This is a genomic window from Pelagibacterium xiamenense, from assembly GCF_021166475.1.
Lineage (GTDB): Bacteria > Pseudomonadota > Alphaproteobacteria > Rhizobiales > Devosiaceae > Pelagibacterium > Pelagibacterium xiamenense.
In genome coordinates, this window is record NZ_JAJOYS010000003.1 from 438,776 (window position 1) to 460,605 (window position 21,830).

Sequence of the window (21,830 nt, forward strand, 5' to 3'; positions counted from 1 at the left end):
GCACGCCAAACGTTTACTCCAGGCCGAGCTTCGCCTTCAAAATCTCGTTGACCGCCTGGGGATTGGCCTTGCCGCCGGTCTGCTTCATGACCTGCCCGACGAACCAGCCAAGAAGTCCCGGCTTGTCCTTAACCTTCTCGACCTGGTCGGGGTTCCCAGCGATGATCTCGTCGACGATCTTCTCGATCGCGCCGGTATCGGAAACCTGTTTCATCCCGCGCTCTTCGACAAGCTTCGCCGGATCGCCACCCTCGGACCAGACGATCTCGAAGAGATCCTTTGCGATCTTGCCCGAAATCTCGCCCTTAGAGATGAGATCGACGATGCCGCCGAGTTGATCCGCACTGACCGGACTATCGGTCACCGCGGTCCCGTCCTTGTTGAGCCGGCCGAACAGTTCATTGATAACCCAGTTGGCCGCCAGCTTGCCATCGCGCCCCTTGGCCACGGACTCAAAGAAGTCCGCCGAATCCCGATCCGCCACCAGAACGCTGGCATCGTAGTGCGAAATCCCGTAGCTCTCGATAAACCGGGCGCTTTTCTCGTCGGGCAGTTCCGGCAGATGCGCCGCGAGTTCGTCGATAAACGCATCGTCGAATTCGAGCGGCAGCAGGTCGGGATCGGGGAAATAGCGATAATCGTGCGCCTCCTCCTTGGATCGCATCGACCGCGTCTGCCCGCTCTTTGGATCGAACAGCCGCGTTTCCTGATCGATGACGCCGCCGTCTTCGAGAATGTCGATCTGCCGGCGCGCCTCGTATTCGATCGCCTGCCCGGCAAACCGCACCGAGTTGACGTTCTTGATCTCGCACCGCGTACCGAATTCGCCGCCCGGCCGGCGCACCGATACGTTGATGTCCGCGCGCATGGAGCCCTGCTCCATGTTTCCGTCACAGGTCCCGAGGTACCGCAGGATGGTCCGCAGCTTGGAAAGATAGGCCTTGGCCTCGTCCGACGACCGCAGATCGGGTTTGGAAACGATCTCCATCAGCGCCACACCCGAACGGTTGAGGTCGACGAAGCTCATATTGGGGTGCTGGTCGTGGATCGACTTACCCGCGTCCTGCTCGAGGTGCAGCCGCTCGATCCCGATCTCGACCTCCCCGTCCTCGCCGAGGTCGAGCAACACCTTGCCCTCCCCCACGATCGGGTCCTTGTACTGCGATATCTGATACCCCTGCGGCAGGTCGGGATAGAAATAGTTCTTCCGGTCGAAGACCGAGCGCTTGTTGATCTTGGCCTTCAGACCCAGTCCCGTCCGCACCGCCTGGCGCACGCACTCGTCGTTGATGACCGGCAGCATGCCCGGCATCGCCGCGTCGACGAAACTCACATTGGAATTGGGCGGCCGGCCGAATTCCGTCGAAGAGCCCGAGAACAGCTTGGCTTCGGAGGTGACCTGCGCGTGCACCTCCATCCCGATGACCATTTCCCAATCGCCGGTCGCCCCGGCAATGAAATATTTCGGGTTGGGCGTGCGGGTATCGACAATGCTCATGCGAAATTCGGCCTATTCGGATTCAACAAGCGCTGCGCGGAATGCGCGGGAACAATCAAGGTGGGGATAGCGGAAATGCGGCGGGCAGACTAGTGGGTCATGACCACCAGTTGCTTTTCCATGCGCACTTTTTCGATGCGTTGGCCCAAAAGCCGCGAGAACTTGACCCCGCGCCAGACGATCTCATACCCCTCGCGGGCATAAAACCGGATCGCACCCCCATTCTCCGCATGCGTTTCAAGGACCGCAACGTCGTGACCGGACTTGAAGATGTCGTGCTCGACCGCATGCAGCAGCGACCGCCCGACCCCGTGCCGCTGAAAGGCCGGAGCGACCCAGAGATCCGAGATATAGGCACTCATGGGTTCGCGCGCGCCCCAACCGATCAGCGCGCCTTCGTCCTCGGCCACCGTGATTGCGTGCGAGGCATTGATGCAGAAGAGCTGGAAGGCGAGAAGAAGCGCTTGCCGGTCTGCCTCGAGCCCTGCATCGCTGTCCGCATCGAGAATGTGGCGCATACTCGAATCCCACGCGGCAAACGCCAGCTTGCCGAGCTTGTCCGCTTCCGCAATCGAGGCACGCCGCAATGTGATGTGGTCGAGCATGCTGGCTCCTACCGATGACGCGTTCGTCCGATAATGATGCCCTTTTCGTAGTTTATATTCCAATCAATTAATGTACGCCAGATCAGCTCGGCCTGATCCTCGTCGAGCTCGAGCCCAACCGCCCGCTCGCGCACCTTGGAGATGATCGCTTCGATCCGGGCGGGGTCGTAGGCTTCGTGCGGGTCGGTCTTGATCTCCGCCATGCGCGTCACATAGCCGTGCCGTTCCGCGAAAAGCGCAAGAAGCTCCCGATCGATTCGGTCGATCTCGGCGCGCACGTCCTCCTTGGTTTCGCATTCGGTGGGCGTTTTGCTAGCGGTCATGTGTCAAATCCGTTGTTCTGCCATTTAAGTGATGCAGGTGTGCATCGGCGTGCGCGGAAAAACAACCACATGACGCACGCTTTCTTCCCAGACCGCGGCAGCCGCGCTAGCCTTGCGCCGTATGTTTAAACTGTCTGAGCTCTGCTGAGGCCTCGTCTGCAAGGACGGGGCTGATATTTCGAACCCCTCATGCCGCCTTGCGTATCGCGGGCGGAGCGAGGCCGTTTGACCGGCGGCAGGCGCGTTGAGCGCACCGCCTACCAGCAGACAGACTTACCCCGAATGGATATCTCCAGAGACGAACAGCGGGTGCTGCACGCACTCGCGCAGGGCGGCCACATCGTGCCGCTCAAGAACGAACGCGGCAAAATCACCGGCATCGAGTGCTACAACCGAGACGGCTGGCTCATGACCCAATGCGATTTGCCGCTCTTCCAAAAGCTCCTGCGGCGCAAGACGATCGCCTCGCACAAAGGCGGCCCCTACCGCATCACCCGTCGAGGCATCGCACTGGTGCGCAGCCAGCCCGACAACCGGTAGCGGCGCGGTGCGCGGCGAGCCAACTCACGCCGCGCACCGGCCAGTCAAATCATGGCTTATTGCTGTCCGCCTTCGCTCAGCGTCAGCGCCATGTGCTCCCATTCCTTGGCCACCGAAGGTGTCGAACGCCTCTTGCCGGCGCGGCGATACCAATAGTCCGCATTACCCATATCCGCCTCGATCCAGTGCAGGAGCGCGTGTACCCAGTCGAACGCCTCGACGCCCTCCATCTGCTGGACGATCCGGTGCGCCTCTTCCCATTCGGGTCCCATGCGGAACTCGCCTTTCTTGACCCACCACAGCGCCTGCAGCGGCAGGCTCAGATCCTTGGGCGGCTCGGACCAGTCGAGGGTGGTGAAGATATTCGATGCCATGATGCTCTCAGGAATGCTTCGTCTCGATCCCAGTTAGACACTTGGAACGGCCAGCGCAATATCCGTCCGCTACCGCGGAAAGACCCGTATGCCGAGCGGCCTGACAACGTCAGCCAATTGGTCCGGCGTCAACTTGACGCCTTCGAAGCTCGCCAGGCGCGTCACATCGAGCCCGAAAACCGTCGCGCCGCGCAGATCGGCGTTGTCCAGAACGACGTTGGTGAAATTGGCTTCGGACAGGTCACTTCCGCGCAAGTCCGCGCTTGCCAGCGACGATCCGCTGAAGTCGGATTGCCTCAAACTGCACTCGGCGAAGATGCAATCGTCGAGCCTCGTGCCTCGAAACGACGCCATATCGAGGATCGCCATCTCGAAAACGACGCGGGAGATCGCCGTCCGCCCCCCGATCGTCCTGGAGAAGTCCGCGCCTTCGAAGTCCACCCCCTGCGCCTTGCACCGCCGGAACGCGGCATCGTAAAGCCGCGCATGCGCAAACCGGCTCACCGCGAGGTTGCCGCCCTCAAAGACCGCGCCTTCGAGATCGGCCCGCGAAAAGTCGCACCCCTCGCCGCTTTCGGCATCGAAGAACGTGCAGTTGCGGAAGACGGCATCGGTCAAGTTCGCGCCGGGAAACCCGGCCCTGGTGAACCGGCACCCCGCGAACAGCGCGCCGGAAAGATCGGCCTCGACCATACGCACGCCGGAAACCGTGCAATCGCGCATCACAATCTCGCCGGCTGGCAGATCGGACCAGTCGATCCCCGACAGATCGGCACCTTCGACCGGCTGCCCGGCCGCGATCAACGTCCTGAAATCGCCCTGGGCGATCACCACCACTTCTCGGGGGTGAAGTCCTGGCCGGCGCTCTTTTCGATTACGCGGCCCGCGGCAAAGAGCGTCTCCTCGTCGAACGGCTTGCCGATAAGCTGCAGTCCCAGCGGCAACCCCTGCCCGTCCTTGCCCGCCGGTACCGCGATGCCGGGCAGGCCGGCCATGTTGACCGTCACCGTGAAGATGTCGTTGAGGTACATCTTTACCGGATCGGCGTGAAGATCCTGATCGGCGATCCCGAATGCCGCCGACGGCGTCGCCGGCGTCAGAATGGCGTCGACGCCGCCGGCGAACGCATCCTCGAAATCCTTTTTGATGAGCGTGCGGACCTTCTGCGCCCGGACGTAATAGGCATCGTAATACCCCGCCGAGAGCACGTAGGTCCCGATCATCACGCGCCGCTTGACCTCGCGCCCGAACCCTTCGGCGCGGGTGAGTTCGTAAAGATCGGTGATATCCTTGCCCGAGACCCGCAAGCCGTACTTCACCCCGTCATACCGCGCCAGGTTCGAGGACGCCTCCGCCGGCGCCACGATATAGTAGGCGGGCAGCGCATATTTCGTATGCGGCAGCGAAATGTCCTTGACCGTCGCGCCCTCGGCCTTGAGCCATTCGAGCCCCTGATGCCAGAGCGTTTCGATCTCCTCGGGCATCCCGTCCATCCGGTATTCCTTCGGAACGCCGATGGTCAGCCCCTTGACCCCACGCTCCACCGCCGCGGCGAAATCGGGTACCGCCAGCTCTGCGCTCGTGGAATCCTTGGGGTCGAACCCGGCCATCGACTGCAGCAGGATTGCGCTGTCCTCGACCGTCCGCGCGATCGGCCCGGCCTGATCGAGCGATGAGGCGAACGCCACGATCCCCCAGCGCGAGCAGCGCCCGTATGTCGGTTTGATCCCGACTGTCCCGGTAAAGGCCGCCGGCTGCCGGATCGACCCGCCCGTATCCGTCGCCGTCGCCCCGGCGCAAAGCCATGCGGAAACCGCCGCAGCCGATCCGCCCGACGACCCGCCCGGCACCAGGTCCTTGTTGCCGCCCGCACCTCGCCAGGGGTTCACCACCGGGCCGTAGTAGGACGTCTCGTTGGACGAACCCATGGCGAACTCGTCCATGTTGAGCTTGCCCAGCATCACCGCGCCGTCGCCCCAGAGATTGGCGGTCACCGTCGATTCGTACTCGGGCTTGAACCCATCGAGGATATGGCTTGCCGCCTGCGTGTGTACGCCCTTGGTCGCAAACAGGTCCTTGATCCCGAGCGGCACGCCCTCGAGCGCTCCGCCCTCGCCCTTGGCGATCCTCTCGTCGCTCGCCTTCGCCATCGCGCGCGCCTGATCGGCCGTCACCGCGACGTAGGCGTTGAGTTTGTCATTCGCCGCCTCGATCGCGCCGACATAGGCATCGGTCGCTTCAAGCGAGGTAAAGTCCTTCCGCGCGATGCCGTCGCGCAAGTCCTTGAGGCTCAAACGGGTAAGATCGGTCACTGGGAAAAGTCCTTAAACCAGGGCCTTCTCGTAGAAGGCGGAATATTCGCTGTCTGGATAGTCGAGAAACGCGCCGCACCGGGCGAACCCGCCGCGCTCATAGAGCCGCCACGCCGGCTCGAACCCGGCGACGCTCCCGGTTTCGAGCTTGAGAATTCTAATTCCCTTTTCGCGGGCCAGGGCTTCGATCGCCTCCAAAAGCACGACGCCCACACGCTGCCCCCTGACTTCGGGAAGCGTGTACATGCGCTTGATCTCGGCCATGTCGCCGTCGAACACCTTGAGCGCCCCCATGCCCACGGCCCGTCCGCTATCGTCGCGCGCGATGAACAGGGTGGTATCCTCCCCTGCCATCTGCTCGACGGTCATCTGGAACTGGAACTCGGGGGGCGAAAGCGGATTGAGGTACGCGTTGAGCGCTTTGACAAGCGCGCGCACGTCGTCCTGCAACGGTGTTTCGATAGCGATCGTGATGGCCATCGGGTCTTACTCCACGACCTTGGGCACCATGAAGAAATTGTCTTCCGAAAGCGGCGCGTTGGCCACGACCTTTTCGGGATAACCGCCATCGGTCACCCCGTCCGCGCGCCGGCGCAGCACCATCGGGGTCACCGAGGTCATCGGCTCGACGCCGCTGACATCGACTTCGCTCAATTGCTCGACAAACCCGAGAATGGCATTGAGCTCGCCTTCGTAGGCGGCAACTTCGTCGTCGGAAATGCGGATTCGGGCCAAATGACCAATGCGCCGCACGGTATCGGCATCGACCGACATGGATATTCTCCTGCGCTTGAGCGGGAATTGCTACGTGGTATCGGCGCCTTTTAGCAACGCGCCAATGCTGCTGGCAATCGCCAAGTCACAATTCGGGCCGATGGATAAGAGCCTTTTATCCCTGCAATCAGACTTCCACCGCCAGACCGGGCTCGAGAACGGTCAATCCGGCACTACCGACAAGCGGTGCCAACGTGGCGAATGCCGCGTCCGCCTCCGCGCCGGCGCCCGCAAGCGCGATCAGCTTGGGCCGCGCCCCCTCAAGCGCCGCACGCCCGACCGCTCCCGCCGCGCCGCCGCCCAGGACCACGATCGCGTTGTCGGCCCAGCGGCCCCAGACGATATCGGCAGGCGCGTCACTGTCGAGCACGACCACAAGCCCCTCATCTGGCGCGTCGAGTACGAACCCGCGACCGAACCGGAAGACATTGAGCTTCGGCGTACTGGTATCGGCGTCGATCAACCGTCCGGCCCGGCGCGGCTTCCAGACCTCCGGATCGAACCCGGCGAGGCCGGATCCCAGACTATGGACCACCCAGTCCGCCCCGCTCTTCAATTCGGTGCTGTCCACCGTCTCGGGCGCATCTTCGGGATCGGTAACTACGATCTCACCGGCGATATGCAGCCGGAATGTCATGCCGGCGAACCACGTCAGTTTCATCGCTCCAACGCTCCATCCTTGCATTTGTGCCCAAGCACGCTGATAAGCCGATAAACACCGCCCGGCAAGAAAGCCCCGCAATGACCGACGATGACATCGCCAACCCGCTCGCCGCCCTGCCCCCCTCGGGCAAGCTCATGGGCCTCGACCTGGGCACAAAGACCATCGGCGTCGCAATCTCGGACGCCATGCGCTATTCCGCCTCGCCGGTCGAAACCATCAAGCGCACGAAATTCACCGCCGACGCCGACCGCCTCCTTGCACTCATCGCGCAAAACAACGTCACAGGCATCGTTATCGGCCTGCCGCTCAACATGGACGGCACCGAAGGCCCCCGCGCCCAATCCGCCCGCGCCTTTGCCCGCAATTTTGCGCAGAAGACCGCCCTCCCCATCGCCTTCTGGGACGAACGGCTATCAACCATGGCGGTAACCCGCACCATGCTCGAAGCCGACCTCTCGCGCGCCCGCCAGGCCGAGGTGGTCGACAAGCTCGCGGCGAGCTACATTTTGCAGGGCGCGCTCGAGCGCCTGCGGAAGGGGTAGCACCATCATCCCGCGAAGCCAGTGGGATATGGGCGCAGCAAGCGGGGGGTAACATGACGTATCTTGCAGGCATATTGGCGACCCTGGCACTCCTCACCAGTGCCATCATGGCAGGCTTTTTCTTTTCCTATTCCGTCTCTGTGATGTGGGGCTTCGACGCCGCCGCGCCGGGTTCGGCTATCGACGGCATGCAGAAGATCAATACGGTGATCCAGAATGCTTGGTTCTTCCCCAGCTTTTTCGGCGCCCCGGTCTTCGCCGTCCTCGCCGCAATCGTCTTCTGGGCGATGGGTATGCGCGACGTCGGCGTCGTCTTCGGTCTTGCCGGCCTCTGCTACCTCATCGGCGCCTTCGGCATCACTGTCGCCGTCAACGTGCCAATGAACGAAGCGCTCGGCCGCGAATCGATCCCGCTGGACGCCGAAGCCGCCCGCGCGCTCTGGATGGACTATTCGACCCGCTGGACCTGGTGGAACCACATCCGCACGATCGCCAGCATCGCTTCTGCCCTGCTATGCGGCCTCGCGCTATTTCTCGCTGGGCGCGCTTCGGCGTAAAAACACCAGCAGGGTCTTGCCGTTGGACGGGCCTTGGGGTACGCACCGCTAGTCGCAGTGGGAACCCCTATGGCACGTCCAGCACCCGACACCTCCAATACGCCTTCGGGCCCTTTCCAACCCTTCCGTCATCGGCATCTTCTCGGAATCGCCCAGCTCAATCCGGTCGAGATCGTCGACCTGCTTGACCGCGCCGAGGCGATGATCCCGGTCTCGCGCCAGCGCAAGACGCTGCCGAACCTTGCCGGCAAGACCCAGATCAACCTCTTTTTCGAGAATTCGACCCGCACCCAGGCAAGTTTCGAGATCGCCGGCAAGCGCCTCGGCGCAACGGTCATGAACATGGCCGTGCGCACCTCCTCGGTGGCCAAAGGCGAAACCCTGATCGACACAGCGGCGACGCTCAACGCCATGCAGCCGGACGCCATCGTAGTCCGCCACGGCTCCTCCGGTGCCGTCGAGCTCTTGAGCCAGAAAGTCGAATGCGCCGTCCTCAACGCCGGCGACGGCGCGCACGAACACCCCACCCAGGCGCTCCTCGACGCCCTCACCATCCGCCGGCACCTGGGACGCCTGAATGGCCTCACCGTCGCCATCTGCGGCGACATCGCCAATTCCCGCGTTGCGCGCTCGAACCTCATCCTTTTAGGCGCCATGCAGGCCCGCACCCGCGTCATCGCCCCACAAAACCTCCTGCCCGCCGGCGTCGACCAGATGGCGAGCGAGGTCTTCACCGACATGCGCGAGGGCCTCAAAGGCGTCGACGTGGTCATGATGCTCCGCCTTCAGAACGAGCGCGCATCCGGCAAGCTCGTCCCCTCGACCCGCGAATTCTACCGCTTCTATGGCCTCGACGCGGAAAAGCTCGCTTACGCCAGGCCCGGTGCGCTCGTCATGCACCCCGGCCCGATGAACCGCGGCGTCGAAATCGATCCCGCCATCGCCGACGGCGCTCAATCGGTCATCACCGAACAGGTCGAAATGGGCGTCGCCGTCCGCATGGCCGTGCTCGACGCGCTTCTGAATCGGGAGGGCAACGCATGAATAAGCCGCTCCTTATAGAAAACGCGCGCATCATCGACCCCGCCTCGGACCGCGACGTCACCGGCGTACTGCTGGTGGAAAATGGCAGGATCGCCGACGTCGCAGAAGGCCAGGCCCCCGGCGCACCAGCCGACGCAGACCGCATCGATGCGCGCGGCTTGATCGTCTGCCCCGGTCTCATCGACATGCGCGTCTTCACCGGCGAACCCGGCCATGAATACCGCGAAACCCTCGAAAGCGCGGGCCACGCCGCCGCCGCGGGCGGCGTGACCAGCATTCTCACAATGCCCGACACCGCCCCGGCCATCGACGACGGCGCGCTTGTCGACTACGTCCTCCGCCGCGCCGGCGCGACTGCGTGCGTGCGCGTGCTCCCCAGCGCCGCCATCACCAAGGGCCTCGAGGGCAAGGACCTCACCGAGTTCGGGCTCTTGAAGGAAGCCGGCGCCGTCGCCTTCACCGAAGGGCGCAAATCGCTCCAGAACACCGCCGTCATGCGCGCGGCCATGACCTACGCTACCAATTTCGACGCGCCAATAATCCATCAGCCGCTCGATGCCGCGCTCGCGGGAGAAGGCGTCATGAACGCTGGCCCGCTCGCCACCTTCCGTGGCCTCAAGGGCATCCCCACCCAGGCCGAAACCATCCCGCTCGACCGCGACCTCCAACTCGCATTGATGACCGGCGCCCGCTACCACGCGGCACAAGTCTCCACCGCGCGCTCGGCGGAACTCCTCACCCACTACAAAAAGCACAGCCCCAGGATTTCGGCTGGCATCTCGGTCAACCATCTGTGCCTCAACGAAAACGACATCGGCCCCTACCGCACCTTCTTCAAGCTCTCCCCGCCCCTGCGGCACGAGGACGACCGCCTGGCCATGGTTGAAGCCCTCAAGGCCGGGACCATCGACGTCATCTGCTCGGGCCATGACCCGCAGGATACAGAAGTGAAGCGCCAGCCCTTCGCGGACGCCGCCGAGGGCGCGATCGGGCTCGAAACGCTACTCGCGGGCGCCCTGCGACTTTATCATTCCGGCGACGTCGACCTCAAAACGCTCCTGCGCGCCATGACCATCCGCCCCGCCCAGATCCTCGGCCTAAAGACCGGCACGCTCGCCAAAGGCGCCCCCGCCGATGTCTGCCTTTTCGATCCGGACTACCCCTGGATCGTCGAGGAGGCTACCATTCGCTCGAAATCGTCCAACACCACCTTCGAAAAGGCGCGCATGATGGGCAAGGTGATGACGACGATCGTCGGAGGAAGGATCGTTCACCGGGAGGACACCGCGCAATGATCGAATATGCGCTCGCGCTTATACTGGGTTATCTCCTCGGCTCGATCCCCTTCGGGCTCGTCGCCACCCGCCTTGCGGGCCTCGGCGACGTGCGCGCCATAGGCTCGGGCAACATCGGCGCCACCAACGTCCTGCGCACCGGCCGCCGCGACCTCGCCGCACTGACTCTCGTCGGCGATTCCGGCAAGGGCGCCGTTGCGGTCCTCATCGCCCTCTGGCTCTGGGGCTACGAGCCCGCCATGGTCGCCGGTGTCGCTGCGTTTTTCGGCCATGTCTTTCCCGTCTGGCTCGGCTTCAAGGGCGGCAAGGGCGTCGCCACCTATATCGGCATCCTCCTCGCCCTTTCCTGGCCGGTCGGGCTGAGCTTTTGCGCCATCTGGCTGCTCGTCGCCTTTCTGAGCCGCTATTCCTCGCTCTCGGCCTTGACCGCCGCCGCCCTCTCGCCCGTGCTGGCACTCATCTTCTCGGGCTGGCCTCTCGCCCTCGCTTGCCTCGCTCTGACCGCGGTGCTCTATTACACTCACCGTACCAACATCGCCCGCCTCCGGGACGGCAGCGAGACCAGGATCGGCGGTAAGAAAGAGGCGGCAAGCTAAGATGGACGCGGCACGCACCCGGCTCTCCCCAGACCAGCGTGTCGCATGGCTCCGCCTCATCCGAACCGAGAACGTCGGTCCTGCCACCTTCCGTACCCTGGTCAACCGCTTCGGCTCCGCCGGCGCTGCGCTTGAGGCCCTGCCTGATCTCGTCAGGCGCGGCGGCGGCCGTTACATCGCGATCCCCTCCGTAACCGAAGCCGAGGACGAAATCGCCGCCGCGGAAAAGCTCGGCGCGCGCCTCATCGCGATCTCTGAACCCGAATACCCGCCCCACCTGCGGCACATCTCCGGTCCGCCTCCGCTCCTGACGGTCATGGGCGGCGACCTCACCACCCACGAAAAGACGGTCGGCATCGTCGGCGCCCGCAACGCCTCGACCGCCGGGCGCCGCATGGCCCAAATGCTCGCCCGCGACCTCGGCGCGTCCGGCTATGTCGTCGTCTCCGGCCTCGCCCGCGGCATCGACGCCGCGGCCCACGATGCCGCGCGCGCTGCGGGAACCATCGCCGTCATGGCCGGCGGCCTCGACAAGCTCTATCCCGAAGCCAACATCCCCCTCGCCCACGCCATCGTCGAAGAAGGCGGCGTCCTCCTCTCGGAAATGCCCATGGGATGGGAGCCCCGCGCCCGTGATTTCCCGCGCCGCAACCGTCTCGTCGCGGGCCTCTCCCTGGGGGTCGTCATCGTCGAAGCGGCCAAGCGCTCGGGCTCACTCATCACCGCCCGCCTCGCCCTCGAACAGAATCGCGAAGTCTTCGCCGTCCCCGGCTCGCCCCTCGACCCGCGCGCCGAAGGCGGCAACGCGCTCATCCAGCAGGGCGCGAGGCTCGTCACAAGTGCAAACGACATCCTCGCCGAGCTTGCCCACGCGCGCCCCGACCAGGCCGATCTCTTCGAACCCGACGACCTGCCCGGCGCACCCCAAAGCGGCGCCGAGCCCTCCGATGACGATCGTGACCGCCTCATCGAAGCCCTCGGCTTCACCCCGATCGCGATCGACACGCTGATCCAGGACACCGGCATCCCCGCCCCGGCCATGCAGATTCTCTTGTTGGAGCTCGAACTGGCAGGCCGTCTCGAGCGTTCCGGCGGCCAGTTGGTCGCCCTCAAAGGCTGAGAATCAGCGGCTCACCCGGCGATCCATACACATCAAGTTGACGGCCGGTCATTGACAGCGCCCCGGCCATTCACCATCTTGCGCCAACCTTGAGGGGTGCGATTTCCCACCTTATTTCCCGAGATTCAAGGCATGTTTCGTTAGTTGCGGAGCCGTTTTCAGGCATGAAAGTCGTCATCGTCGAGAGCCCGGCCAAGGCCAAGACCATCAACAAATATCTGGGCAAGGACTATGAGGTCCTCGCCAGCTTTGGCCACGTCCGCGATCTTCCGGCCAAGGATGGATCGGTGCGCCCCGACGAGGACTTCGCCATGAGCTGGGCCGTCGACACCGCGTCGAAAAAGCGCCTCTCCGACATCGCCAAGGCCGTCAAAGGCGCCGACGAACTCATTCTCGCAACCGACCCGGATCGCGAAGGCGAAGCGATCTCATGGCACGTCCTCGACGTCCTCAAGGAGAAAAAGGCGCTAAAGAAGGACGTGCCCGTCAAGCGCGTCGTCTTCAACGCCATCACCAAGGACGCCGTCACGAGCGCCATGCAGAACCCGCGCGAGATCGATGCGCCTCTGGTCGACGCCTATCTCGCCCGCCGCGCCCTCGACTACCTCGTGGGGTTCACGCTCTCCCCGATCCTATGGCGCAAACTCCCCGGCTCGCGTTCGGCGGGCCGCGTGCAATCGGTCGCGCTGCGCCTCGTCACCGAGCGCGAGGAGGAAATCGAGCGCTTCAAGCCGCAGGAATACTGGAGCGTCACCCCAACGCTCAACCAGTCCGGCAAGAGCTTCCAGACCCGCCTTTATTCCGTCGACGGCGAAAAGACCGACAAGCTGACCGTAAAGACCGGCGAGGATGCCGAAGCGCTCAAGAAGGCCATCGAGGCCGGCAGCTTCCGCGTCGCCAATGTCGAGAAGAAGCCGACAAAGCGTAATCCCTACGCCCCCTTCACAACCTCGACGCTCCAGCAGGACGCATCCTCGCGCCTGTCGCTTTCGCCCTCGCGGACCATGCAGATCGCCCAGCGGCTCTATGAGGACGGGCTCATCACCTATATGCGGACCGATGCCGTGCAGATGGCCCCCGAAGCCGTCGAGGCCGCACGCCGCACCATCGCCAAGGAATTCGGTGGCGAATACGTACCCGAAAAGCCGCGCTTTTATTCGACCAAGGCCAAGAATGCGCAGGAAGCCCACGAGGCGATCCGCCCGACCGATCTCGGACGGCACCCCGATACGTTGCGCAATCTCGACCCCGACCAGCACAAGATCTACCAGCTCATCTGGCGCCGTGCGCTGGCCAGCCAGATGCGTTCGGCCGAGATCGAACGCACCACCGCCGATATCGATGTCGCCGCCCAGGGCCGCGCCATCATCCTGCGCGCCACCGGTTCGGTCGTCACCTTCCCCGGCTTCCTGGGCGTCTACGGCATCGAGAAAACGAGTGAAGACGACGAAGACAGCCGCGAACTCCCCGCGCTCGCCGTTGGCGATACACCGGCGCTCGAAAAAGTCGATATCGAGCAGCACTTCACCCAGCCACCCGCGCGCTATACCGAAGCGAGCCTCATCAAGAAGATGGAAGAGCTCGGCATCGGCCGGCCCTCGACCTACGCCTCGACGCTGGGCACGCTCAAGGACCGCGACTATATCCGCCTTGAGAAGCGCGCGCTGATCCCCGAAGATCGCGGCCGTCTCGTCACCGCCTTCCTCCAGAGCTTCTTCACCAAATACGTCGAATACGGCTTCACCGCCGGACTTGAAGAACAGCTCGACGAGATTTCCGCCGGCGGCATCGACTACAAGGAAGTGCTGCGTAATTTCTGGGACGATTTCTCCAAACATACCGGCGAGATCAAGGATCTCCGCGTTTCCGAAGTCCTCGACGCGCTCAACGACCTTTTGGGCGACCACATCTTCCCGCCCCGCGAAGACGGCTCCGATCCGCGCCTCTGCCCCACCTGCGGCACCGGCCAGTTGTCCCTCAAGCTCGGCAAGTATGGCGCCTTCATCGGCTGCTCGAACTACCCCGAGTGCCGCCACACCCAACAACTCGCAGAAAGCGCCACCGGCCAGGCCGCCGAGGCGGCTCCGGGTGACGGTGTCTTGGGTGTCGATCCGGAGACCGGCGAAGAAGTCTACTTGAAAACGGGCCGCTTCGGCCCATATGTTCAGCTTGGTGACGGCAAGGAGGCCAAGCGCTCGTCCATCCCCAAGGGTTGGGACGTAGCCGCGATGGACCTCGAAAAGGCCCTCAAGCTCCTCTCGCTTCCCCGCGAAGTGGGCGCGCATCCGGAAACCGGCAAGCCCATCAGCGCGGGCATCGGCCGCTACGGCCCCTTCGTCCTGCATGACGGCACCTACGCCAACCTCCCCGACGTCGAGGAGGTTTTCACCGTCGGCCTCAACCGCGCCGTCGATCTGATCGCCGAAAAGAAAGCCAATGGCGGTCGCGGCGCCCGCGGCGCGGCAAGCGTCATCAAGGAGTTGGGCGACCACCCTGATGGTGGCGCGATCACCGTGCGCAGCGGCCGTTATGGCCCCTACGTCAACCACGGCAAGATCAACGCAACGCTCCCCAAGGACGTCGCGCCCGAGACCGTAACCAAGGAACAAGCCCTCGAACTGATCGCCGCAAAGGCGGGCACCAAGGGCAAATCGAAAACCAGGGCCGCGCCCAAGAAGAAGGCGGCGGCCAAGAAAAAGACCGAGGCCTAGCCCCTCAAATCGTGCTGCGCGCTCTTGCCTCACGCAGGAGCGCAGCGCACATTTCCGGGGTGCAGGCCGGTCACAAGGACTGATTCATGGCCAAGCGCCCAACGACAACAAAATCCAAATCCCCCGCCCGCTACGGGCCGGGCGTCATCCCGACGCGCGAGGAGATCATGGAGGCGGTCTCGGAGTTCCCCGAGATCAATTCCAAGCGCGAAATCGCGCGCCATTTCGGCATCAAGGGCGACGACCGCGTCGCATTGAAGGTGCTTTTAAAAGACATGGAAGCCGAAGGCCTCCTTGCCCGATCGCGCAAGGCGATCCGCGTGACGAGCGAACTCCCCGCAGTCGCCGTCCTCGACATCCCCGCCGACGCCGATGCGGACGACCTTCACGCCTACCCCGCCAAGTGGAACGACGATGAAGGCGAAAAGCCGGTCGTCCGTATCCACGTTCCCAAATCCGCCCGGGTGGTCCCGGCCCCCGGCGACCGTATCCTTGCCCGCATCGAGCGCGGCGATGGCACTGTCCCCACCTATACCGGCCGCGCGATGAAAGTGCTCGACAAGCCGCGCAAGGCCGATATCGGGATCGTGCGGATCGACGAAGGCGGCGCCCGTCTCGTTCCGGTCGAACGCAAGGCACGCGAGATGCGGATCGAGGCTGGCGATCTTGGCAAGGCGCGCGACGGCGATCTCGTCGAGGTCGAAGTCACCATGCGCGGCCGACTGATGATTCCGCGCGCCAAAGTGATCAACGTCATCGGCAATCCGCATTCCGAAGGCGCGGTAAGCCTCATTGCCTTGCACGCGCTCGAAATCCCCTACCGCTTCCCCGCCTCCGTCGAAAAGGAAGCCCTTGCGGCCAAGGAGGCTGATTTGAAGGGCCGCGAGGACTGGCGCGAAATTCCCTTCGTTACCATCGACCCCGCCGACGCCAAGGACCACGACGACGCCGTCCACGCCGAACCCGACACCGATCCCGGCAATCCCGGCGGTTTCATCATCCATGTCGGCATCGCCGACGTCTCCTACTACGTGCGCGCCGGTTCCGATATGGACCACGAGGCGTTCCTCCGGGGCAATTCCGTCTATTTCCCCGACCGCGTCGTCCCCATGCTGCCCGAGCGCATTTCCAATAACCTCTGCTCACTGCGCGAGGGTGAGAACCGCGCCTCCATGGCCTTGCGCATCGTCATTGACGCCAACGGCAACAAGAAGCGCCACAGCTTCCACCGCGTCATGCTGCGCTCCGCCGCCAAGCTGAGCTACAGCCAGGCCCAGGCCGCCATCGACGGCAACCCCGACGACGCGGCCGGCCCGCTGCTCGAACCTGTTTTGAAGCCCCTATGGGCTGCCTATGGTGCGCTCTCCAAAGCCCGCGACAAGCGCGGCCCGCTCGCGCTCGATCTGCCCGAGCGCCGCATCAAGCTCGACGAGAACGGCATGGTCGCCGACATCTACGTCCCAGAACGCCTCGAAGCGCACCGGTTGATCGAAGAGATGATGATTCTCTCCAATGTGTGTGCCGCCGAGACGCTCGAAAAGCACAAGCTCTCCCTGCTCTATCGCGTCCACGACGCCCCGAGCGAGGAGAAGGTCATTGCACTGGGCGAATTCCTCAAATCCCTCGAACTGCCAACCCCGCGCTCCAAGGCGATGCGCCCGAGCGATTTCAATCAGATCCTCTATCGCGCGGAAAAAGCGGGCAAGACCGAGCAGGTCAACGAGATGGTCCTGCGCAGCCAGGCCCAGGCTGAATACGCGCCGGGCAATTACGGCCATTACGGCCTCAATCTCGACCGCTACGCCCATTTCACCTCGCCCATCCGCCGCTATGCGGATCTAATCGTCCATCGCGCGCTCATTCGCGCCCTCGATCTGGGCGATGACGGATTGACGGAAGCCGAGGAAGCCCGGCTCGATCAGATCGGCCAGCACATCTCTGCAACCGAACGCCGCGCCATGGCCGCCGAACGCGAAACAGCCGACCGGCTGCTCGCGCATTTTCTGGCAGGGAAAATCGGCGCGCGCTTCACGGGCAAGATCGCCGGCGTCACCAAGGCGGGCCTCTTTGTGCGGCTCGATGAAACCGGCGCGGACGGCTTCGTCCCGGCGTCCACCCTCGGCACGGATTACTTCCGTTATATGGAAGACCAGCAGGCGCTGGTGGGCGAGCGCACCGGCGAGCGCTTCCGTATCGGCGACCGCGTCGACGTGCGACTGCTTGAAGCAGCCCCGATGGCTGGCGCTTTGCGCTTCGAAATTCTATCTGAAGGGGAGCGTATCAGGCCGCCCGGACGCGGCCGCCCCCAGCGTCGCGCCAAGCCGGCCCCGCGCGGGCGACGCGCCAGGAGATAGAGCCGATGCCCGTCATCGATACCACCGACAGCCTTCCAATCGAACCCGCACACCGGGATATCGGACGCGCGATGATGCGCGGCCTCGCCTGCAAGTGCCCCGCCTGCGGCAACGGCAGCATGTTCCGCGCGTATCTCAAAGTCGCCGACGCCTGCCCCGATTGCGGCGAGGAGCTTTTCCATCAACGCGCCGACGACGCCCCGCCCTACCTCGTCATCTTCATCGTCGGGCACATCATCGTTGGGCTCATGCTCCACATTGAAATGGTTCACAGGGTGAACCCGACCTTCTACCTCTGGACCATGCTGCCGCTCGCGACGCTTCTTTGTCTCTGGATGCTCCCCCGCGTCAAAGGTGCGGTCGTCGGCCTGCAATGGGCCAAGCGCATGCACGGCTTCGATTCCCACGGCACCCGGGACCAATTGGGCGAACCACGCTGAGCACTTGACTTCCGGCGCAAAATGCATAGTTTGCGCCAAACCTGATTTCCCGCCGCGCGCCAAACCGCCGCGCGGCCGATTTTTTCAAAGGCGACCGCAATGGCAAAGTCCAACACCATCAAAGTGAAGCTGGTTTCGACCGCGGACACCGGTTTCTACTATGTGACCAAGAAGAATACCCGCACGGCCACCGAAAAGCTGTCGTTCCGCAAGTACGATCCGGTCGCGCGCAAGCACGTCGAGTTCAAGGAAGCCAAGATCAAGTAAGATCGGCCCTTCCGATGGAACCATGAACCCCGCCTCGGCGGGGTTTTTTATTGCCCGAATTCCGAACCGGCGCATGGCCGCCCACCTTTATTCATAGCTATGCCGCTATGAAAAAGCGTGGGCGCAGGCTTGATGAGCAATCCGCATCTTTAACGCCTTGACGATCCATACCTCATAAGCTATACATTACATATAGCCATACAGGTATGTATTGAAGATGCCAAACGCCCCTGACGTCCTTTTCAAAACCCTTGCCGATCCCACCCGCCGGGCGATCTTCGAACGCCTGTGCCGCGAGGGCGAAAAGACCGTCGGCGCTCTGACCGAACAGGCCGGGGTTTCCCAGCCTGTCGTTTCCAAACATCTGGGCGTCCTCAAGCAGGCCGGTCTGGTGCGTGACCGTCACGAAGGCCGGCACACCCACTACAGTGCGCAACTCGACGCCCTTTTCCCTCTCGTCGACTGGACACGGCAGATGGCGGGGTTCTGGCAAAGCCGGTTCGACGACCTCGAAGACCTGCTCAAAAGGATGGACCAATGAACGAAGCCGCCACCGAAACCCGCACCGCCGTCGTTGAACGCGAGTTCCCGCACCCGCCCGAAAAGCTCTGGCGCGCGCTCACGCAACCGCATCTGATCGAGGACTGGCTGATGAAGAACGACTTCAAGCCTGATGTCGGACACAAGTTCCGCCTGACCGGAGACTGGGGCGGCGTCCTCGATTGCGAGGTTCTTGCCGTCGAGCCGCACAAGACGCTTTCCTACACCTGGAATTTCGAGCACGACGACCCGGCCTACAGCCTCAAGAGCGTCGTCGTTTTCACCCTCACCCCGACCGCGAACGGCACGCAGCTGCGCGTCGAGCAATCCGGCTTCCGCCCCGAGCAGAAACAGGCCTTCGGCGGCGCCCATGCGGGGTGGAAGGAGTTCTTCGGCAAGCTCGGACACCTGCTCGAGCAGCTGGACTGACCCCTCACCGTCGCCCGGCACACCAGAGCCGGGCGATCATCCCGCCTCAATCGAAAGGAGGACACCATGTATTGGAGTGTCTGGATTCGGCAATTTCACCGCTGGATGGCCGTTATATTCACCGTCGTCGTCGCCGGCATCTTCATCACGCTCGGCGTTGGCAGCGAGCCGCCGATGTGGGCCTACTATCTGCCGCTGGCGCCCCTTGCCATGCTCATGCTCAGCGGGCTTTACATGTACCTGCTGCCCTATGCGATAAAGTGGCGTGGCGCAAAGCGCACCAACGCATAGGAGCCAACCGATGGCGAAAACCGGAAACAAACCCGTGCTTCTTTCGGGCGGTAATCCGCAGATTGCCAAGGGCTACGGCGATGGTCCCGTAAAGGAATACATCGCCGCCATGCCCGGCTGGAAGCAGGCCGTCGGCCGCCGTATCGACGAAATCGTCGAGCGCGCCATCCCCGGCGTGGACAAGGCGATAAAATGGAACTCGCCCTTTTACGGCGTCGAGCGTCCGGTCTGGTTCCTCAGCTTCCACTGCTTCGACAGGTACATCAAGGTGACCTTCTTCGACGGCGCGTCCCTCGACCCGGTCCCGCCGGTCACCTCGAAATACCCGCAAGTCCGCTACTTCCACGTCCACGAGGGCGAAGAGATCGACGAAGCCCAGTTCTCGGACTGGGTCAAGCAGGCCAGCCAGCTCCCTGGCGAGCGCCTCTGAAAGGAGTACCCCATGAACCCGGCCGAACGCATCGATCAGTACATCGAGGCTATCCCCGACTGGCGCGGCACCACCCTCGCGAACGTCCGCAAGGCCATCCTTGCCGCCGATCCCGAGATCACCGAGGAGTGGAAATGGATGGGCAGCCCCGTCTGGTGCCACAACGGCAATATCGTCGTCGGCAACGCTCACAAGGATAAGGTGAAGCTTACTTTTGCCCAGGGCGCCAGCCTCCCCGACCCCGACGGCCTCTTTAATGCCGGCTTCAATGGCAAGGTCTGGCGCGCCATCGATATACACGAAGGCGACACGATCGACGAAAGCGCCCTCAAGGACCTCGTCCGCGCCGCGATCGCCCACAACCGGACGAAGAAAAAGGCATCGGCCCGCGCCAAGGCCTAACGTTTCGCCCGCATTTTATGAAAATGAAAGCGGCGCGCGTCTGGAACCCCTAAGGATTCGGGGGAATTAAAGTGGCTGGCCCGGCACGGTTGTCGAAGAGGCCACTCTTGCCGCCACCGGACCAGCCGCCCTACGGTACCAGGAGTTGCGGCGGACCTGAAAGCCGTAGGGACGATTGCTGTAGCGGGCGCCAGTGGCGTTGCCGCTGCAGCAATTTCAACATAGTCCCCACCCCGGAAAACGCCAAGCATTCCGGGGCTTCCAGATCCCTGATTCGATATTAATAATGAAAGGTTAACCCTAACCGCTAAAGTTTTAGGTAATCTAAAACCCGGGCTATGCGGCGTCCGAAATCACGCGGTTCCTGCCTTCCCGCTTGGCGCGGTAAAGCGCGATATCAGCGCGTTTGATAATGGATTCAGGGGTATCGTTGGCGAAATGGTTGAACGCCAGCCCCGCGCTCACCGTGATGCTCAGCGGCAAATCGAGCCCGGCGCGAAACGCCTCGTCCGCCGTTGCCACCCGTACGCGCTCTGCGACGTTCTCCGCCTGCAGCGCGTCGGTATCGGGCATCACCACCACGAACTCCTCCCCGCCGAACCGGCACGCAAGATCCACGCCGCGGATGTTGCGCTGCAGCCGCAACGCGAATTCCTTGAGGATCTTGTCGCCAACGTCATGCCCGTGCGTATCGTTGACCGCCTTGAAGAAGTCGATGTCCAGCAGCATCACCGCCATGTCGCGGTCCTGTTCCTGCGACTTGCCCAAAAGCATCGTCATGTGGCGTTCGAAATACCGGCGGTTGTAAAGCCCGGTGAGTTCGTCGATGACCGCCATCGCCATGGTATTGTTGAGGCTCTCGCGCAGCTCCGCGGTATAACGCTGACGCCGGATCTGCGTCCGCACCCGCGCGGCAAGTTCGTTGCGCTCGACCGGGCGCATTATGAAATCGTTGACCCCCAGATCGAGGGCCCGGATCACCTGCGGCCGGTCGTGCTCATCCGCAACGAGGATAATCGGCAGCGATCGGGTTTGCTCGACCGTCCGCAATTGCGAGCACACCCGCAGCGGATCGAATCCTTCGAACCCCATGCTCACGATCGCCAGCTCATAGTCGCCCCCCGACGTCTGGAACACGGCGTCAGCGGGGTTCGCCAGAAGGCTCACCGCATGGGAATTGGAAAGGTAGTCGCGCAGCCTCTCGGCCCGCGCCGTCTCGGTGTCGATGACGATGATACGCCCGCTATCGGTCCTGATTCCGTTGATCGTCCGCGCCGCATCCTCGAGCGCCAATTCCTGGCTCGTGATCGCGCGCGCCCGCAATTCGTCGGTCAGCACCTTGAGCCGCACGAGGCTTTTGACCCGCGCCATGAGCTGCACGTCGTCCACCGGCTTGGTGAGAAAATCGTCCGCCCCCGCATTGAGCCCCGCCACCCGGTCCGAAGGCTGGTCGAGCGCCGTTATCATGACAACGGGAATATGCGAGGTCCGGGGATCGGCCTTGAGAATCCGGCAGCACTCGAACCCGTCCATTTCAGGCATCATCACGTCGAGCAGGATGATGTCGATCTCCTGGGTCCGGCAGATCTCGATGGCATCCTTGCCCGAATAGGCAACGACCACGTCGAAATACTCGGCCAGCAGCCGCGCCTCGAGCAGTTTGACGTTGGTGGGGATGTCGTCAACGATCAGGACACGAGCCGTCACCGAGCAGTCCTCGCA

The 21,830-nt window shown here is 63.4% G+C and carries 26 protein-coding genes; 16 read left to right on the forward strand and 10 right to left on the reverse strand.

The genetic code is table 11. The features are described 5' to 3' along the window. Positions 1 to 13 precede the first annotated feature (13 nt). From gatB to LSG43_RS14740, 3 genes are all read right to left on the reverse strand, one after another. Positions 14 to 1,498 carry an Asp-tRNA(Asn)/Glu-tRNA(Gln) amidotransferase subunit GatB gene (gene gatB, locus LSG43_RS14730; protein ID WP_231805521.1) on the reverse strand — a complete coding sequence of 495 codons (1,485 nt, stop codon included), beginning with the start codon at positions 1,496 to 1,498 and terminating at the stop codon, positions 14 to 16. 89 nt (positions 1,499 to 1,587) lie between these two features. Next, entirely contained in the window at positions 1,588 to 2,103 is a 516-nt protein-coding gene (locus LSG43_RS14735) for a GNAT family N-acetyltransferase (protein WP_231805523.1), read from the reverse strand. A gap of 8 nt (positions 2,104 to 2,111) precedes the next feature. Further along, positions 2,112 to 2,426, reverse strand: a complete 315-nt coding sequence (locus tag LSG43_RS14740) for a chorismate mutase (RefSeq protein ID WP_231805525.1) — start codon at positions 2,424 to 2,426, stop codon at positions 2,112 to 2,114. 282 nt (positions 2,427 to 2,708) lie between these two features. On the opposite strand from LSG43_RS14740, the gene LSG43_RS14745 reads away from it, so the two are divergent. After that, positions 2,709 to 2,966 carry a YjhX family toxin gene (locus tag LSG43_RS14745; protein WP_231805527.1) on the forward strand — a complete coding sequence of 86 codons (258 nt, stop codon included), beginning with the start codon at positions 2,709 to 2,711 and terminating at the stop codon, positions 2,964 to 2,966. Between the two features lie 56 nt (positions 2,967 to 3,022). On the opposite strand, the gene LSG43_RS14750 is transcribed toward LSG43_RS14745, so the two are convergent. The 6 genes from LSG43_RS14750 to LSG43_RS14775 all read right to left on the reverse strand — a co-directional run bounded on the left by LSG43_RS14750 (position 3,023) and on the right by LSG43_RS14775 (position 7,087). Continuing rightward, positions 3,023 to 3,340 (reverse strand): hypothetical protein, encoded by a 318-nt coding sequence (locus LSG43_RS14750; protein ID WP_231805529.1) that lies wholly within the window; start codon positions 3,338 to 3,340, stop codon positions 3,023 to 3,025. A 69-nt stretch (positions 3,341 to 3,409) separates the two neighbouring features. Further along, on the reverse strand, positions 3,410 to 4,174 hold the full coding sequence (locus LSG43_RS14755; protein ID WP_231805531.1) for a pentapeptide repeat-containing protein: 765 nt from the start codon (positions 4,172 to 4,174) through the stop codon (positions 3,410 to 3,412). Continuing rightward, entirely contained in the window at positions 4,168 to 5,652 is a 1,485-nt protein-coding gene (gene gatA, locus LSG43_RS14760; RefSeq protein WP_231805533.1) for an Asp-tRNA(Asn)/Glu-tRNA(Gln) amidotransferase subunit GatA, read from the reverse strand. Before gatA ends, LSG43_RS14755 begins: the two co-directional genes overlap by 7 nt. A 12-nt stretch (positions 5,653 to 5,664) precedes the next feature. Then, complete coding sequence (locus LSG43_RS14765) at positions 5,665 to 6,132, reverse strand: GNAT family N-acetyltransferase (RefSeq protein WP_231805535.1); 468 nt, start codon at positions 6,130 to 6,132, stop codon at positions 5,665 to 5,667. Positions 6,133 to 6,138: 6 nt separating this feature from the next. Further along, complete coding sequence (gene gatC, locus LSG43_RS14770; protein ID WP_231805537.1) at positions 6,139 to 6,426, reverse strand: Asp-tRNA(Asn)/Glu-tRNA(Gln) amidotransferase subunit GatC; 288 nt, start codon at positions 6,424 to 6,426, stop codon at positions 6,139 to 6,141. A gap of 127 nt (positions 6,427 to 6,553) precedes the next feature. After that, positions 6,554 to 7,087, reverse strand: coding sequence for a hypothetical protein (locus LSG43_RS14775; RefSeq protein WP_231805539.1), 534 nt, complete (start codon positions 7,085 to 7,087; stop codon positions 6,554 to 6,556). Between the two features lie 80 nt (positions 7,088 to 7,167). Here LSG43_RS14775 and ruvX point away from each other — a divergent pair, with 80 nt between their 5' ends. The 15 genes from ruvX (at position 7,168) to LSG43_RS14850 (ending at position 20,108) form a co-directional block, all read left to right on the forward strand. Next, the gene (gene ruvX, locus LSG43_RS14780) at positions 7,168 to 7,632 is read left to right on the forward strand and encodes a Holliday junction resolvase RuvX (RefSeq protein WP_231805541.1); all 465 of its coding nucleotides are present in this window, start codon (positions 7,168 to 7,170) and stop codon (positions 7,630 to 7,632) included. Positions 7,633 to 7,685: 53 nt separating this feature from the next. Further along, on the forward strand, positions 7,686 to 8,189 hold the full coding sequence (locus tag LSG43_RS14785) for an anthrone oxygenase family protein (RefSeq protein ID WP_231805543.1): 504 nt from the start codon (positions 7,686 to 7,688) through the stop codon (positions 8,187 to 8,189). A gap of 69 nt (positions 8,190 to 8,258) precedes the next feature. Next, entirely contained in the window at positions 8,259 to 9,233 is a 975-nt protein-coding gene (locus LSG43_RS14790; protein ID WP_231805545.1) for an aspartate carbamoyltransferase catalytic subunit, read from the forward strand. Further along, positions 9,230 to 10,528: a dihydroorotase gene (gene pyrC / locus LSG43_RS14795; protein ID WP_231805547.1), complete on the forward strand. Its 1,299-nt coding sequence runs from the start codon at positions 9,230 to 9,232 to the stop codon at positions 10,526 to 10,528. Before LSG43_RS14790 ends, pyrC begins: the two co-directional genes overlap by 4 nt. Next, positions 10,525 to 11,124 (forward strand): glycerol-3-phosphate 1-O-acyltransferase PlsY, encoded by a 600-nt coding sequence (gene plsY / locus LSG43_RS14800; RefSeq protein ID WP_231805548.1) that lies wholly within the window; start codon positions 10,525 to 10,527, stop codon positions 11,122 to 11,124. Before pyrC ends, plsY begins: the two co-directional genes overlap by 4 nt. A 1-nt stretch (position 11,125) precedes the next feature. Beyond that, positions 11,126 to 12,244, forward strand: coding sequence for a DNA-processing protein DprA (gene dprA, locus LSG43_RS14805; RefSeq protein WP_231805549.1), 1,119 nt, complete (start codon positions 11,126 to 11,128; stop codon positions 12,242 to 12,244). A gap of 164 nt (positions 12,245 to 12,408) precedes the next feature. After that, a complete protein-coding gene (gene topA / locus LSG43_RS14810; protein WP_231805550.1) occupies positions 12,409 to 14,955 on the forward strand; it encodes a type I DNA topoisomerase in 2,547 nt (848 codons plus the stop codon). An 86-nt stretch (positions 14,956 to 15,041) separates the two neighbouring features. Beyond that, positions 15,042 to 17,309, forward strand: a complete 2,268-nt coding sequence (gene rnr / locus LSG43_RS14815) for a ribonuclease R (RefSeq protein ID WP_231805552.1) — start codon at positions 15,042 to 15,044, stop codon at positions 17,307 to 17,309. 5 nt (positions 17,310 to 17,314) lie between these two features. After that, a complete protein-coding gene (locus LSG43_RS14820) occupies positions 17,315 to 17,749 on the forward strand; it encodes a DUF983 domain-containing protein (protein WP_231805554.1) in 435 nt (144 codons plus the stop codon). A 99-nt stretch (positions 17,750 to 17,848) separates the two neighbouring features. Further along, a complete protein-coding gene (gene rpmG, locus LSG43_RS14825) occupies positions 17,849 to 18,016 on the forward strand; it encodes a 50S ribosomal protein L33 (RefSeq protein WP_231805556.1) in 168 nt (55 codons plus the stop codon). 217 nt (positions 18,017 to 18,233) lie between these two features. Continuing rightward, positions 18,234 to 18,557: an ArsR/SmtB family transcription factor gene (locus tag LSG43_RS14830; protein ID WP_231805558.1), complete on the forward strand. Its 324-nt coding sequence runs from the start codon at positions 18,234 to 18,236 to the stop codon at positions 18,555 to 18,557. After that, positions 18,554 to 18,985: an SRPBCC family protein gene (locus LSG43_RS14835; RefSeq protein WP_231805560.1), complete on the forward strand. Its 432-nt coding sequence runs from the start codon at positions 18,554 to 18,556 to the stop codon at positions 18,983 to 18,985. The genes LSG43_RS14830 and LSG43_RS14835 overlap by 4 nt, the downstream gene beginning before the upstream one ends. Before the next feature lie 66 nt (positions 18,986 to 19,051). Next, positions 19,052 to 19,276, forward strand: coding sequence for a hypothetical protein (locus LSG43_RS14840; protein WP_231805562.1), 225 nt, complete (start codon positions 19,052 to 19,054; stop codon positions 19,274 to 19,276). Positions 19,277 to 19,286: 10 nt separating this feature from the next. Then, the gene (locus tag LSG43_RS14845; protein ID WP_231805563.1) at positions 19,287 to 19,706 is read left to right on the forward strand and encodes a DUF1801 domain-containing protein; all 420 of its coding nucleotides are present in this window, start codon (positions 19,287 to 19,289) and stop codon (positions 19,704 to 19,706) included. Positions 19,707 to 19,718: 12 nt separating this feature from the next. Beyond that, positions 19,719 to 20,108, forward strand: coding sequence for a DUF1801 domain-containing protein (locus tag LSG43_RS14850; protein WP_231805565.1), 390 nt, complete (start codon positions 19,719 to 19,721; stop codon positions 20,106 to 20,108). A 336-nt stretch (positions 20,109 to 20,444) separates the two neighbouring features. Here the strand turns inward: LSG43_RS14850 and LSG43_RS14855 are convergent, their stop codons facing one another. Further along, the gene (locus LSG43_RS14855; protein ID WP_231805566.1) at positions 20,445 to 21,815 is read right to left on the reverse strand and encodes a PleD family two-component system response regulator; all 1,371 of its coding nucleotides are present in this window, start codon (positions 21,813 to 21,815) and stop codon (positions 20,445 to 20,447) included. Between the last annotated feature and the right edge of the window lie 15 nt (positions 21,816 to 21,830).